The following is a 14,109-nucleotide window of genomic DNA, read 5'->3' as shown; positions in this document are numbered from 1 at the left end:
CGGGGCGGGGCGAGCAAAGCCCCGCGGGATCAGCGGAACGCCGCCTCCCCCGTGAGCTGCTGGCCCAGGATGAGGGCGTGCACCTCGTCCGTGCCCTCGTACGTGCGCACGGATTCCAGGTTGTTGGCGTGGCGCAGTGGGGAGTAGTCGAGGGTGATGCCGTTGCCACCCAGGATCGTGCGGGCCTCGCGGGCGATCTTGATGGCTTCGCGGCAGTTGTTGAGCTTGCCCACCGAGATCTGATGGTGCTGCAGTGTGCCGGCGTCCTTGAGGCGGCCGATCTGCAGTGCGAGCAGGAACCCCTTGTCGATCTCGAGGGCCATGTCCGCGAACTTCTGCTGCGTGAGCTGGTACCCGGCTAGCGGGCGATCGAACTGCATGCGCTCCTGGGAATACTTCAGGGCCACCTCGAACGAGTCGCGGGCGGCACCCATGGCACCCCAGATGATCCCGTACCGAGCCTCGTTGAGGCACGAGAACGGGCCGCGCAGCCCCTTGGCCTCGGGCAGCAGGGCGGATGCGGGGAGTCGCACGTCCGTGAGTTCGATCTCGCACTGGATCGAGGCCCGCATGGACAGCTTGGGCTGGATGGGCGTGGCCTTGAAGCCCGGGGTGTCGGTGGGCACCACGAAACCGCGTATGCCCTCGTCCGTCTGGGCCCAGATGACGGCCACCTTGGCCACGGTCGCCAGGCCGATCCACCGCTTGGCGCCGGAGATGACCCAGTCCTCGCCGTCGCGGCGCGCGAACGTCTTCATGGAACCGGGGTCGGAACCCGCGGTGGGCTCGGTGAGCCCGAAGCACCCGATGGCCTCACCGGCGGCCATGCGCGGGAGCCACTCCTGCTTCTGCTCCTCGGAGCCCCACTTGTAGATGGCGCTCATGGCCAGGGAGCCCTGCACGGACACGAACGTGCGCAGACCGGAATCCCCGGCTTCCAGCTCGGCGCCGGCCAGGCCGTATTCCACGGCGGAACGGCCCGCGCAGCCGTATCCCTTCAGGTGCATACCCAGCAGGCCCAGCTTGGCCATCTCCGGGACGATCTCCAGGGGGAAGACCGCTTTCTCATACCACTCGGCGATGTTGGGGCGGATGGTGGCGTCCACGAACTCCCGCACGGTGGATCGCAGAGCGATCTCTTCCTCGTTCAGCAGGGAGTCGAAGCCCACCAGGTCCATGACGTTGACGGTGTTCTGTTGGCTCATGTCCTCACTGTACGGTGACGGGGCTCACGGAGCCACGCCACAATCGTTTCCGTGTCCTGCCCGAGCTGCGGCGGGGCGACCGTGGGGGATTCCAGGGGTGGGGTCCAGCGGGCCGGATGACGGAACTGCCGTCCCACGGTCCTGCCCTCCCGATCCTGGACGTCCACCGTGGGTTCCAGTCCGAGGTCCTCGGCCAGCGTGACGCCCTCGCCGATCCCGGCGACCTTGCCCGCAGGGACCCCTTCCTCGGTCAGTTCTTCCTGCCACTCGCGGGCGGTCCGGGCGGACAACGCATCCTCCAGCAGCGGGACGAGATCCTCGCGGTGGGCCACGCGCGCCGAGTTCGTGGCGAACCGTTCGTCGTCTGCGACCTCAGGAATGCCCAGCACGGCCGTGAACCTGCGGAACTGCCCGTCGTTGCCCACGGTCACCGCGAGGGGCGCGTCCGCGCAGTGCAACAACTGGTAGGGGACGATGGACGGGTGGGCATTGCCCATGCGCTCGGGGACCTTACCGGCACCCAGGTATGCCTGGCCCTGGTTGACTAGGGCACCCTGCAGACTCGAGAGCAAACTGACGTCGATGTGCGCGCCGCGGCCCGTGCGGCGTCGCGCTTCGAGGGCCGCGAGCGCGCCGATCGTGGCGTCCTTGGCGGTCAGGACGTCCACGAGGGCCACGCCCACCTTGGTGGGCTCGCCGTCCGCGGCGCCCGTGATGCTCATGAGCCCACCCACGGCCTGGACCAGGAAGTCATAACCGGCCAGGTGGGCGCCCTCGGCGGTGCCGAAACCGGACACGGACACGTAGACCACGCCGGGGTTCTCGCGCGAGATCTCCTCGTAGCCCAGGCCGAGCTTGGCCATCCCGCCGGGCTTGAAGTTCTCCACGACCACGTCCGCGCGCAGGGCGAGTTCGCGCGCGAGTTCCCGCCCGTCCTCGTCCTGCAGGTCCAGGCACACGGATTCCTTGTTGCGGTTCACGGACTCGAAGTACGTGGCACCGGTCTCGGAATAGGGCGGACCCCACGCGCGCGTGTCGTCACCGGTGCCCGGACGCTCGACCTTGATCACGCGGGCACCGAGGTCCGCGAGCGTCATGGTGCACAGCGGCCCCGCGAGCACGCGCGAGAAATCGGCCACGAGCACACCGTCCAGGGGCAGCGCTTCGGTCACGGGGTCCTCCTCGGATCGACGATGTCCTCCACTCTAGGTGTAAGAGGGCATGACGTTATTGGCGCGGGCCGGGACGCGTGAGGCCGGGGGCTGATCACCACAGGCGGTATGGGGCCGATGGTAGTTGAAGTGGTTCACCCACACCCCGATGGCGTCGCGGCGGGCCTGCTCGCTGGAATAGGGGCGGACGTAGAGCACCTCGTCGGCCAGCAGGCGGTTGTACCGCTCGACCTTCCCGTTATGGCGGGGCGTGTAGGGCTTGATCCGCTGGTGCCGGCCCGCCAGCGAGGTGACGGTACGAGTGAAGTCCTTCGCCCTGTAATTGGCGCCGTTGTCCGTGACCACCCGGTGGATCCTCTCGATCCCATGAGCGGCGAAGAACGCTCTGGCCCGGCAGAAGAACCCGATCGTGGTGGTGGCCCGCTCATCGTCGAGGGCCTCGGTGTAGGCCAGTCTCGAAAAGCCGTCCACGGCCGAGTGCAGATAGGTGTAGCCCACCTTCGCCCCGGGCCCGCGCTTGGACTTCTTCGCTTGAGCGCTGCCGCGGCCGTGGGCCCGCCAGCCGCCGCCGTCAGGGATCTTGCCGACCTTCTTCACATCCAGGTGCACCATGTGCCCCGGCCACCCCGCACGGATCCGCCGCGGTGGGCGCCGCAGGTCGTCCCCGGCCGGGGTGAGGTCCCGCAGCCGCGAGAGGCCCAGTCGGGCCAGCCACCGGCCCACGGTGCGCAGGTGCAGCTCGTGCCCGAGATCCAGCAGGTGACGGTGGATGCGCCGGGCGGACCACTTCCGTTCCCGTCGTAGGGACTCGATGAGATCCACGACTGGTGCCGGGGTGCGGGTGCGGCTGTTGTGCGGGCGGCAGGAGCGGTCGATCAGCCCGGCTTCGCCGTCGGCGAGGTAGCGGGCCACCCAGGTGGTCACCGTAGGTCGGGAGACGCGGAATTCGGCAGCGACATGGGCCTTCGGAACTCCGTCGTGGAGGTGGCGCAGCACCATGCGCAGCCGGCCAGTGGGGGTCAGGGGTGCGTTAATGTGGGTCATGAACGGGCTCTCTTGCTGCGGACGGACGGTGTAGGAACTTCCATCCTGGGCGAGGAGCCCGTTCCTCATCTCACCGACGCACCCGTGGCAAGAACCTCATGCCCCGCAACATCTAGGTGCGCCGCCGCGGCCGCGGCTCGACGACGTCGCTACGCTTCCGGGTCGCCGCCCGCCGCACGTCTACGGGCGACGACGCTCGGCCGGGCGCGCTACCCGTCCAGTTCACCACGCACAGGTTGTACGTCAGTTCCGTCTCCCCGGACGACGCCGCTCGGTACAGCTCCGCGCACACGCTCGCCCCGGCGAGCACGCCGTACGCGCCGTCGAACCGGCCGGCCCGGGGCTGTGAGTCCAGGTGCGAGCCGACCATCACGTACGGGGCGCCGGGACGCAGCTCAAAGAGGCCGAACTGGTTACCGATCGCGTCGTAGTGCACCGTGGCACCGCGCGCGGTCAGCCACCCGGCGAACCACTGCCGATTGAGCCCGTCCGCGGTGGTGGCCGCTTGGCGCTCCACTCCCCCGGACTCGAGCCCGCCGTTGCGGGACATCTGCCGGAAATCCCGCAGGAACGCCTGATGCAGTGCGGACATGAACCCTCCTGAGCCGTGAACCAGTTGCGGCCATGGTAAGCACGGTCACATCACGAACGGTCCGCGCGGCGGTCCCCCCACGCCTTCTCCGCACCGCTGGCCAGGAGCACCCCGCAGCACATCCACACCGCGGCGGCCGGGCCCAGGGGTGCCGCGAAGACACCCGCGACCAGGGGGAGGATCACCTGCCCCAGGCGGTTGCCCGTCAACCGGACCGCCAGGGCGGAGCCGCGCCAGTTGCCCGGGACGGACGTGGTGATCATGGTCATGGTGAGCGGCTGGCCCAGACCCAACAGGAACCCACCCACGGCCAGGAACAGCGCCGCGACCCAGAAGTTGTCGAGCACGAGCGGAGGGATGACCAGCGTGATGCCCGCGCCGAACAAACACGTCAGCAGCAGACCCCTCCGCGAGAACCGCTGGGACAACCACGGCAGGAGCAACCGGGACGCGATGGACGCGAAACCCCGGACCCCGAGCAGCAGACCCACGACCGCGGGGGCCACACCGGCCTCCTCCCCGATGACCGGCAGGAACGCGGTGAGGATGTCCAGCATCGCGAGCAGAGACAGCGCGGCGAGCATGTGGGACGCCACCCGGGGCACCCTGAGTACCCGCGCAATGGTGGGTTTGTCGGCGGATTCGGAACGCGCCGCGGTACCCGAGGCCGCGCGGGACGGGGCGGCGTCCGCCGCGGGTGTCCCCGCGCGCAGGAGCAGCAGCGGAACAGCAAGGAGTGAGATCGCGGCGCCGATCCACAGGGCCTGGTTCACGTCCGCGAGGCGTTCCGGGGAGGTCGCGGACGAGCTGTGCCCCACGAGCCAACCGCCCAGTGCGGGACCGATCATCTGTCCCGCGGAGAACGCAGCGGTGAACCACCCGAACCCCTTGTCCAGGTCCCGGTCCGCGGCGTAACGGGCGATCGCCGCCTGACCCCCGATCGTGAAGCTCAGGTGCCCCATGCCCATCACGGCGCTCGCGGCCACGACCGCCCACACCGTGGGGGACAGCGCCAGTAGCGCTCCGCCGGCGACCAGCAGGAACACCCCGGAGAGGGTCAGCACGCGCAATTGCCGGGTGCGGTCCGAGTACCGCCCGAGCCACACCGCGGTGAGCAGCGGGACCAGGGCGTACGCGGCCGTGGTCAACCCGATCGTGATCGAGTCCGCGTGCAGGGCGAGCAGTTTGTAGGACGTGACCGGGCGCAACAGGTTCACGGTGGCCTGGGTCAACACCCCGCACGCCACCAGCAGCCACAACCACGCGCCGGCGCGTGCCCCGCGAACCGAATCAGTCACCGGCAGCCTTCCTCACGGCATACGCCCAGGGGCGTCCGAGGCGACGCGCCCCGACAGCCGGAATCGTTGCACGGTGTGGTGCAGGGCGCCACCGCTGCGGCCCTCGCCGAGCTCGGAGGAGACCAGGGAGAGCTCGCTGACGGTCCACGCGGGCCCCTCGTACACGGACAGCGCGTGCACCACGTGCGCGAGCTCGGGCCCGGGGCGCGCCACGGTGCGTGAGCTGCGGCGTCGTTCGCGGGCCTTGCGCGTGCGCTCGGCTCGGGACATGCGCGCGACCGTGAGGTGGGCGCGCTGTCTTGCGCGCTCCTCGGGGTCCAGCGAGCACGCGTGCATGAGCTCCACGAGCGCGTCCGAGGCACCGCCCACACCCATCCACAGGGTGGTGCCGGAGAAGGATCCCGCGCCTCGTAAGCACACGGTGAGCGGTGCGTGGTCCCGGGCGACGTCGCTCAGCAGCTCCCCGAGCTCCGGCACCGCGGCCTCGGGTTGCTCGCCGTAGAACGCAAGGGTGACGTGCCACTGCTCGGGATCACCCCAGCGCAGTGCGGTGCCGGTGAGTTCACGGACCTCGCGCAAGGCACCGACCAGGTGCTCACGCGCGGCCCGGGTGGGGTGAACAGCCGCGAACAGCCTCATGCGCCCACCCTAGACGGTGCGCGGCGGTAACCGGATCAGCTCCACGCTCGTGAGGGCACCCGCGTCCGCGACCGCGCGCATGTACGTGCAGTGCGGTTGGCGCCGCCGGTCGGTGGGGCTGCCGGGGTTGAGCAGGCGCATCCCGGAGGGCGCCACGGTGTCCCACGGGATGTGGCTATGGCCGAAGACCAGGACGTCGATGTCCGGGAACGCCCGGTCCATACGCCGCTCCCGTCCGCTTGAGGCGCCGGTCTCGTGCGTCATGGCGAACCGCAGCCCCTCGAGATCCCAGTATGCGGTTTCAGGCATGCGTTCGCGTAACTCGGGGCCGTCGTTGTTGCCCCACACCGCGATCAGCTTCCGGGAGCGCTGCTCGAGGGCCTCGAACGTGGCCAGGTCCACCCAGTCACCGGCGTGGAGCACCACTTCCGCGGCGTCGACCTCGCGCCACACCTGGTCCGGGAGGGCCTTGGCCCGCTTGGGCAGGTGGGTGTCCGCGAGGAGGAGGATCGAGGTGCTCACGCCCCCATTGTGCCCGTCAGCATTCGATCACGTTGACCGCGAGGCCGCCGCGCGAGGTCTCCTTGTACTTGATCTTCATGTCCGCGCCGGTCTCCCGCATGGTCTTGACCACTTGGTCCAGGGAGACCTTGTGGGTCCCGTCCCCCTGCATGGACAGCCGGGCGGAGTTGATGGCCTTGACGCTCGCGATCGCATTGCGCTCGATGCACGGAATCTGCACGAGCCCGCCCACAGGGTCGCACGTGAGCCCCAGGTTGTGCTCGATCCCCATTTCCGCCGCACACTCCACCTGCCGCGGGCTCCCGCCCAGCACCGCACACAGGCCGGCGGCCGCCATGGAACACGCCGATCCAACCTCGCCCTGGCAACCCACCTCGGCGCCGGAGATCGAGGCGTTCTCCTTGATCACGATCCCGATCGCCGCGGCGGTGAGCAGGAAGTCCACGATCTTGTCATCGCACGCGTCCGCCATGAACCGCGTGTAGAAGTGCAGCACCGCCGGGATGATCCCCGCCGCACCGTTCGTGGGGGCCGTGACGATCCGCCCGCCGGACGCATTCTCCTCGTTGACCGCGAGCGCGTACAGGTTGACCCAGTCCATGCCGTAGAAGGGATCGTTGCCGGGTTCCTTGGCGAGCAGCCGCTTGCGCATCTCCGGCGCACGACGGCGCACCTTCAGTCCCCCGGGCAGGGTCTTCTCCTCGCGCGTGCACCCGTTCTCCACACATTCCTGCATCACGGACCAGATGTGCAGCAGCTGCTCCCGGGTCTGTTCCGCGGGCCGCCACGACAGCTCGTTCGCGGCCATGATCTGGGCGATGCTCAGACCCTCGGTCTCGCAGATGGCCAGCAATTCATCACCCGTGCTGAACGGGTAGGCCACGGGGGTGCTGTCCGCGACCACCTTGTCCGCACCGCTCGCGGACTCGTCCACCACGAAGCCACCGCCCACGGAGTAGTAGATCCGTTCGCGGATGACCTCGCCGGCGGCGCCGTAGGCGGTGAAGCTCATCCCGTTGGGGTGGGTGGGCAGGGACTTCCTGCGGTGCATGATCACGTCACGGGAACGGTCGAAGGCTACGGGGTGTGTTCCCCCGAGCAGCAGTTGCCCTTTCTCCCCCGCGAGCGCGACCTTCTGGTCCGCGAGGTCCGTGTCCACGGTCTCGGGGTCCTCGCCCATGAGCCCCAGCACCACGGCCTTGTCCGATCCGTGGCCCCACCCGGTGGCCCCCAGGGAGCCGAAGAGCTGGGAGTGGACCCGGGTCACGGACTCCAGCAGGGCGTCGGCGGCGAGCCCGGCCACGAAGAGCCGTGCGGCCCGCATGGGCCCCACCGTGTGGGAGGACGACGGTCCGATACCCACCGAGAACAAATCCAGAGCACTGAGTGCCACGATCTCACCTCCGGTTTTCTGGTAGCAATGATTCCTGAAAATTATCAATATTGGCTCCGGCGTCATGGGCCCACCCAGACCGCCTGGGCATGAGACGACGACATGTTTTCGCAATCATCAAAACTAGCAAGAAAATTCCCACGTAGCCATTGATGACATAAACGACGTTGACCATCTGTGAAAACGGGAGCAGAAGACCCACGACGGCACCGACCGCCGCCAGCGCTATCGCGAGGTATTTGAAATTTCGAGTGCTGTCCGTGAAGAACCTCGACGAAACCGCCCACAATAAAGGAACGGCCGTGGTGTAAATACCGGCGACAATCATCACCGAAATAGCGGCGGCCAGTACCGGACTGAAGTCCCTGGCAAGCACCAACATCGGGATCTCAGTCCCGTTGACCCGTGCGATGTTGGCGAGCAGCCCCAACCCGACCACCACACACGCCGCCGAGAACGCCGCACCGCCGACTAGGCCACCGGACACTGCTTCCCTACGACTGCGAGCAGTTTTCCCGAGTGCCGTGAGGAAAGCAGCCAACCACAACATGCAGAATCCCACGTACGACAACCCGGACATGAACCAGTTAGTCGATGCTCGGGTAAGTTCGAGGTCGGCCACCATGGCGTTTCCCGCCGCGATGTTCCCGGGTTCACGAATGAAGGATAGAACCCCCAGCAGCACCGCCACAACTACGATGACGGGGCCGATCTTGCCGATCACATCGACAAGGTTCTTCAACCCGAACCAGACCGTTGCGCTCACCACGATGGCCAAACCCGCACCGCCCAGGTACTTGGGCAATCCGAAGTGCTCCTCGAACACTGCCCCCGCACCGGAGACCATCACCGTGAAGCTGAGGAACACGAAAAGTATTGAGAAGTAGTCGAAGAACGTACCCAGGTGCTTCCCCGCGTAGTACCGGAAGATCATCGAGGGGTGTTCGAATTTCTTCATATGACCCACGAAGAGGAATTCAGCGGCCACGTAGGTTATTAGGATCAACACCACGGCACCCGTACCGACGATTCCCTGGAATCCGTAGGACGCGAAGTACTGCAGTATTTCTTGGCCCGTTGCGAAGCCGGATCCGATGAGGAAGGCGATGATCGCTCCCGCGTAGGTGAGCACTCGCAAGACACTCGTTCGCTCGGCCGTATCCAGACGGGTTCCCGTTCTCGTTGGCATTGCCATAATGATTCCCTTTTACCGGCTGCGATTGGCGTCCCCGTCTTCCCGCGGAGACTCCCCCGCCCACCTGACTTGTCTCATTAACCATCTGGCGGGGTTCCGTACCGGGCCGTGCGATCAAACTGCTGCGGTGGGCGGCCTGGATGCCGACATCGGCTACCGCAACACCACCGTGCGGTTCCCGGTGAGGATCACACGGCCTTCGCAGTGCCACCGAACGGCGTTGGACAACGCCTTGCATTCCGAGTCCCGCCCAACGGCCACCAGGTCTTCCGGGCCGTGAGTGTGATCGACCTCCAGAACCTGCTGAGCAATGATGGGGCCTTCATCCAGTTCGTCACTCACGTAGTGTGCGGTGGCTCCCACGGTCTTCACCCCACGTTCGTACGCCTGGTGGTACGGCTTGGCGCCCTTAAAACTGGGGAGGAACGAGTGGTGAATGTTGATGACCCGCCCCCGCATGCGTTCCACCAGGGACTCACTCAGCACCTGCATGTACCGGGCGAGCACCACCAGATCCACCGTGTATTGGTCCACCAAATCCAGGAGTCGTGTCTCCGCCTCCGGCTTGTTCTCCTTGGTCACGGGCACGTGATGGAAGTCGATGCCGTGCCACTCCACCAACGCTTGGTGATCCAGATGGTTGGACACCACCGCCACGATCTCAATGGGAAGTTCCCCCACTCGGGCACGGAACAGCAGGTCATTGAGGCAGTGACCGTACTTGGAGACCATCACCAGCACGCGGCGCTTCTGCCCGTGAGGTCGCAGCTCCCAGTTCATGTGGAACCGTTGCGCCACCGGCTCCAAGTCCGCCCGCAGCGCTTGCTCATCCAGTGCCTCACCCCTGGATGACACCACGTGGACGCGCATGAAGAACCGTTCCTGACGGCGATCGTCGAACTGCTTCAGTTCCGCAATGGTGCACCCGTGCTCAAGCAGCACGCCGGTGACCGCGTGCACGATACCCACGTCCTCCGGGCAGTCGAGGGTCAGAACCAGTTCGGTGGTCTCAGCGCCGGTGCGCGCCCGTTGTACGTCCGTCACGAGGCAACTCCTTCTTCGATCTTTCACGACTGTGGTGGTTCCGCCCGTGAGCTGATGGTGACCGTCACGGGCGGAACCCTCAGGCGACTTCTTCCCCGGAGTACTCCACCATCGCGTCCAGGAGCCACCGGACCGTGTAATCGGCGAAGGACGCCCTGGGCATGATCCGGTAGGTGAGGTCCTCCGTCTGCCACAGCAGGACGGGTACCGGGCCCAGCAACGTGGACACCGCCCGCCCGGGGGTGAAGCTGCGCGGGTGCAGATCCACGTGGCAGCCCTTCTCCAAGACGGCGCGCGCCGAGGGCCCGGACAGCTCCAGCGTGGTGCGGTTGGCGGACAGGTCCACGGCCTGCCCGGCCGGGCCACCCTCGGCGAAGACCGCCGCGAGCGTCTGCGCGAGCGGGTGGGTGGCCAGGGTGGGCAGGGCGCCCGGGTCGCGCTCGGAGCGGGTGTCCAGTCCGGGCGCGGGGGCGACCTCGTCCCCGGTGACGGCCAAGAACTCGTCCGGGCCCAGCCACACCACGGCTGCCTCCGAGGTGTCCCCCGTGACCTCACCGCATGCGGCGGGGAGCCCCAAGCCCAGCACCTCGGTGACCGCCTCCGCGGCGGGGGTCCCCGGCGTCACCCTGATCCCGACCATGGTCAGGAAAGGCACCTCCCGCAGACTCACCCCGCGCTCGCCGGACACGCTCGCGCTCTTCATCTCCCCGGCCAGGTGCTCGACGGGGCTGCGGCGCAAGTGCGCCGCGTGCTCCGCCGTGCGCTCGGCCCTGTTCATCATGGTTTGCTCAGCCATCTCGACGCTTTCCTTCCGGGTCGTACACGACGGGTTCGGCCACCAGCACGTCCACCAGCTGCCCGTCCAGGGGTGCCTGCAGGGTCTCACCGATGCGGTTGCGGCCGTCCTTGATCAGGGCCAGCCCGAAGGTCCGACCCAGCGCGGTACTGTTATAACTGGAGGTCACATGCCCCTCCATGGGCACGGGTCCCTCCTGAGGAGTGATCGGTGTGCCCTGTTTGACCAATTGGGTGCCTTCCGGCAAGCGATACTCGGTGTCCACGGGCAGCACGGCGACCAGTTCCTTGCGCACCTCGCTCTCCAGTCCCTTGCGGAAGTACGAGCGGTTGCCGATGAAGTCCTTACGCTTGGACACCACCCAATCCATCCCCAGATCCTGCGGGGTGACGGTACCGTCCGTGTCCTGGCCCACGATGGGGAAAGCCTTCTCGGCACGCAGCACGTGCATGGTCTCGGTGCCGTAGGGCGTGATGCCATATTCCTGACCGGCCTGCCACACGTCCTCAAAGATCGCCGCTCCCCACCATGTGGGGACGTTGATCTCGAACGCGAGCTCCCCCGAGAACGAGATCCGGCAGATGCGGGCGGGGATCCCGCTGGCAAGGGAGACCTCTCGGTAGGCCATGAACGGGAACGCGTCGTTGGACACGTTCAACTCCGGGACGAGCTTGGCGACCACGTCCCGGGAACGGGGCCCGGCCACGGCCACGGTGGTCCACTGCTCGGTCGCGGAGGTACACACCACGTCCAACTCCGGCCACTCGGTCTGCAGCCATTCCTCGAGCCAGTCCAGCACGTTGGCGGCCCCACCGGTGGTGGTGGTCATGAAGTACCGGTCCTCGTCCAGCCGCAGCGTCACGCCGTCGTCGAAGACCATGCCGTCAGGCTTGCACATCACGCCGTAGCGGCCCATACCGGGCTTGAGTTTCTTGAACGCATTGGTGTACACGCGGTTGAGGAACTCCCCCGCGTCCTTGCCGCGGATCTCGATCTTGCCCAGGGTGGTGGCGTCCATGAACCCTACGGAGTTGCGCACTGCCGCGCACTCGCGCAGCACCGCGGTGTCCATATCTTCACCGTCCTGGGGGTAGTACCACGGCCGCTTCCACTGCCCCACGTCCTCGAACTTCGCCCCGTGCGCCAGGTGCCACCCGTGGGGCGCGGACAACCGGGCCGGGTCGAACATCTGCCCGCGCTGGGTGCCCGCGAGCGCCGCGAAGGCCACCGGGGTGTAGGGAGCACGGAAGGCAGTCACGCCGATCTCGTCCGGTGAGCTGCCGCCCAGCGCGGTAGCTATCACGCCCATGGTGTTCACGCTGGAGGTCTTGCCTTGATCGTTGGCCGTGGAGATCGAGGTATAGCGCTTGACGTGCTCCACCGAGCGCATCCCGGCACCCAGCGAGCGCATCACATCCTTGACGGCCTGGTCGCGTTGGAAGTCCACGAAGTGCTCGTCCCACATGCCGGGCTCGCCCTCGGCGCCGGGGACCAACCACAGCGGGCGCACGAGCCCCGGGGCCTCCGGGGCGGTCGTGGAGGCACGCGCCGTAGCGCTGAAGCCCGCCGCGCGGGCGGCGTTCGCCCCGGCTTGGGCGCCCTCGACCAGGCACCCAGCCAGGTCCAGGGTGCCCGCGGTTCCGCCGGCCACATGCTGGCCCGCCATCGCGGTCTCGGGCACGAACGCCGCGATCGTTTCGTTCCAGCGCAGCGGCCCGCGGCGCTGATTGTGCAGGTGGATCACGGGGTTCCAGCCACCGGACACCGCCAGCAGGTCCGCCTCGAGGGTCTCGGGCTCACCGGCGAGTTCGCCCGCGTCGTCGAGCGCGCTGACGACGACGCCGCTCACGCGCCCGTCCGCGTCGGCGGTGGTGTCGATCACGGCCGAGCCGTAGCGCACGGTCAGGCCGGTGGCACCGGCGACCTCGGCGGAGACCGCGGAGGATTGAGGGCGGGCATCCACGATCCCGGCGACCGTGATGCCGCGCTCCACGAGATCCGCCACGAGCCGGTAAGCGGAGTCATTGTTGGTCGCGACCACCACGGTGGAGCCGGCCGCGGCGCCGTAGCGGTTGAGGTAGCTGCGCACCGCGGAGGCCAGCATGATCCCGGGGCGGTCATTGTTGCGGAAAACGACGGGGCGCTCGTGGGTGCCCTGGGCAAGTACCACCTGCCGGGCGCGCACGTGCCACACTCGCTCGCGGGACACACCCTTGGGCACCTCTCCCGTGAGGTGATCGGTGCGGCGCTGGACGGCCACCACGTAGTTACTGTCGTAGCTGCCGATGGCGGTGGTGCGGGTGAGCACCGTGACCTCCTCGGCCGCCTCCAGCTCGACGCTCACGCGTTCGACCCATTCGAGGGCCGGGACACCGTCGATGCGCTCGCCCTTGCCGGACAGCAGGGCCCCGCCCGGGCGCGGCTGGTCATCCATGAGGATCACGCGTGCCCCGGAGGCCGCGGCGTCCCGGGCGGCGGACAGCCCCGCCGGGCCCGCGCCGATCACAAGCACGTCCGTGTGGACGTACTTGCGGTCGTAGTAGGCGCGGTCGGTCTCGGGGTCCAACTGCCCGTGGCCTCCGAGGTAGACGGCGTCCATCCCGGGGGTCAGTTCGGTGACCGTGGCCTGCAGCATGGACTCGGCCACGTCCTGCTGGTGACGGGGGGAGACCTTGATCAGCGCGTTAGGCTCCTCCACACCCGCGGAGTACAGCCCACGGGGGCGGCGCCGGTACATGGACGGGGCACAGTCGATCTTGCCGTTGGCCACCAGGGCGGATGCCACGGTGTCTCCCCGGTAGCCCGTGTACGGGACACCCTCGAAGGTGAAGTCCACCGTGGTGGAGCGGTCGATGCCGTGCCCGACGGCGCGCTCGGCCGCCAAGCGATGGGTTTGCTCGTTCACAAGGCACCTCCAACATTTCCCAGGTTTGGCCGGGGATCGCTCATCTTGTACTCGGTCTTGAACTCGTAGGTCACCGTGTCACGCACCGCGTTGAACCAACGGCGGCAGCCGACGGCGTGGGACCAACGCTCGGACAACAACCCCCGCGGATTCGCGCGGTAGAACAGGTAGCGGGCCCACTGCTGGTCGTCCAGCTCGAACGGGTCCTCGGGGTAGGGCACGTGGGCCTCCCCTCCATAGTGAAATTCGGTCTCATCCCGTGGACCGCACCACGGGCAATTGATCTGCAGCATGTTCGCTCCCT

The 14,109-nt window shown here is 67.7% G+C and carries 13 protein-coding genes; all 13 read right to left on the bottom strand.

Going from position 1 to position 14,109, the window contains the following annotated elements:
• Nucleotides 1-29: 29 nt before the first annotated feature.
• Nucleotides 30-1,205 carry an acyl-CoA dehydrogenase family protein gene (locus AS25_RS12470; RefSeq protein WP_035965525.1) on the bottom strand — a complete coding sequence of 392 codons (1,176 nt, stop codon included), beginning with the start codon at nt 1,203-1,205 and terminating at the stop codon, nt 30-32.
• Nucleotides 1,202-2,377, bottom strand: coding sequence for a CaiB/BaiF CoA transferase family protein (locus AS25_RS12465; protein WP_035965524.1), 1,176 nt, complete (start codon nt 2,375-2,377; stop codon nt 1,202-1,204). The genes AS25_RS12470 and AS25_RS12465 overlap by 4 nt, the downstream gene beginning before the upstream one ends.
• A 33-nt stretch (nt 2,378-2,410) precedes the next feature.
• The gene (locus tag AS25_RS12460) at nt 2,411-3,421 is read right to left on the bottom strand and encodes an IS481 family transposase (RefSeq protein WP_035965563.1); all 1,011 of its coding nucleotides are present in this window, start codon (nt 3,419-3,421) and stop codon (nt 2,411-2,413) included.
• A gap of 112 nt (nt 3,422-3,533) precedes the next feature.
• Nucleotides 3,534-4,013: a zinc-binding metallopeptidase family protein gene (locus AS25_RS12455; protein ID WP_035965523.1), complete on the bottom strand. Its 480-nt coding sequence runs from the start codon at nt 4,011-4,013 to the stop codon at nt 3,534-3,536.
• 50 nt (nt 4,014-4,063) lie between these two features.
• The gene (locus AS25_RS12450) at nt 4,064-5,311 is read right to left on the bottom strand and encodes an MFS transporter (protein ID WP_035965522.1); all 1,248 of its coding nucleotides are present in this window, start codon (nt 5,309-5,311) and stop codon (nt 4,064-4,066) included.
• 12 nt (nt 5,312-5,323) lie between these two features.
• Nucleotides 5,324-5,950: an RNA 2',3'-cyclic phosphodiesterase gene (thpR, locus tag AS25_RS12445; protein WP_035965520.1), complete on the bottom strand. Its 627-nt coding sequence runs from the start codon at nt 5,948-5,950 to the stop codon at nt 5,324-5,326.
• 9 nt (nt 5,951-5,959) lie between these two features.
• Nucleotides 5,960-6,472 (bottom strand): metallophosphoesterase family protein, encoded by a 513-nt coding sequence (locus AS25_RS12440; RefSeq protein WP_035965519.1) that lies wholly within the window; start codon nt 6,470-6,472, stop codon nt 5,960-5,962.
• A gap of 16 nt (nt 6,473-6,488) precedes the next feature.
• Nucleotides 6,489-7,865, bottom strand: coding sequence for an L-serine ammonia-lyase (locus tag AS25_RS12435; RefSeq protein ID WP_035965517.1), 1,377 nt, complete (start codon nt 7,863-7,865; stop codon nt 6,489-6,491).
• A 4-nt stretch (nt 7,866-7,869) separates the two neighbouring features.
• A complete protein-coding gene (locus AS25_RS12430) occupies nt 7,870-8,997 on the bottom strand; it encodes a YkvI family membrane protein (protein ID WP_333485459.1) in 1,128 nt (375 codons plus the stop codon).
• A gap of 216 nt (nt 8,998-9,213) precedes the next feature.
• On the bottom strand, nt 9,214-10,104 hold the full coding sequence (gene purU, locus AS25_RS12425) for a formyltetrahydrofolate deformylase (RefSeq protein WP_052160984.1): 891 nt from the start codon (nt 10,102-10,104) through the stop codon (nt 9,214-9,216).
• A 79-nt stretch (nt 10,105-10,183) separates the two neighbouring features.
• Entirely contained in the window at nt 10,184-10,900 is a 717-nt protein-coding gene (locus AS25_RS12420; RefSeq protein ID WP_084118211.1) for a sarcosine oxidase subunit gamma, read from the bottom strand.
• Complete coding sequence (locus AS25_RS12415) at nt 10,893-13,805, bottom strand: sarcosine oxidase subunit alpha family protein (protein WP_216594123.1); 2,913 nt, start codon at nt 13,803-13,805, stop codon at nt 10,893-10,895. The genes AS25_RS12420 and AS25_RS12415 overlap by 8 nt, the downstream gene beginning before the upstream one ends.
• Nucleotides 13,802-14,098, bottom strand: a complete 297-nt coding sequence (locus AS25_RS12410; protein WP_035965515.1) for a sarcosine oxidase subunit delta — start codon at nt 14,096-14,098, stop codon at nt 13,802-13,804. The genes AS25_RS12415 and AS25_RS12410 overlap by 4 nt, the downstream gene beginning before the upstream one ends.
• Nucleotides 14,099-14,109: the final 11 nt, after the last annotated feature.

This window comes from Kocuria marina, from assembly GCF_000786655.1.
Lineage (GTDB): Bacteria > Actinomycetota > Actinomycetes > Actinomycetales > Micrococcaceae > Kocuria > Kocuria marina_A.
This window is presented reverse-complemented; position numbering and strand designations above follow the sequence as displayed.

Bases quoted from the DNA above. Each gene is read 5' to 3' on its own strand.
- AS25_RS12460 (WP_035965563.1), bottom strand. From the start codon at position 3,421: ATGACCCACATTAACGCACCCCTGACCCCCACTGGCCGGCTGCGCATG.
- AS25_RS12470 (WP_035965525.1), bottom strand. From the start codon at position 1,205: ATGAGCCAACAGAACACCGTCAACGTCATGGACCTGGTGGGCTTCGAC.
- AS25_RS12410 (WP_035965515.1), bottom strand. From the start codon at position 14,098: ATGCTGCAGATCAATTGCCCGTGGTGCGGTCCACGGGATGAGACCGAA.
- thpR (WP_035965520.1), bottom strand. From the start codon at position 5,950: ATGAGGCTGTTCGCGGCTGTTCACCCCACCCGGGCCGCGCGTGAGCAC.
- AS25_RS12420 (WP_084118211.1), bottom strand. From the start codon at position 10,900: ATGGCTGAGCAAACCATGATGAACAGGGCCGAGCGCACGGCGGAGCAC.
- AS25_RS12455 (WP_035965523.1), bottom strand. From the start codon at position 4,013: ATGTCCGCACTGCATCAGGCGTTCCTGCGGGATTTCCGGCAGATGTCC.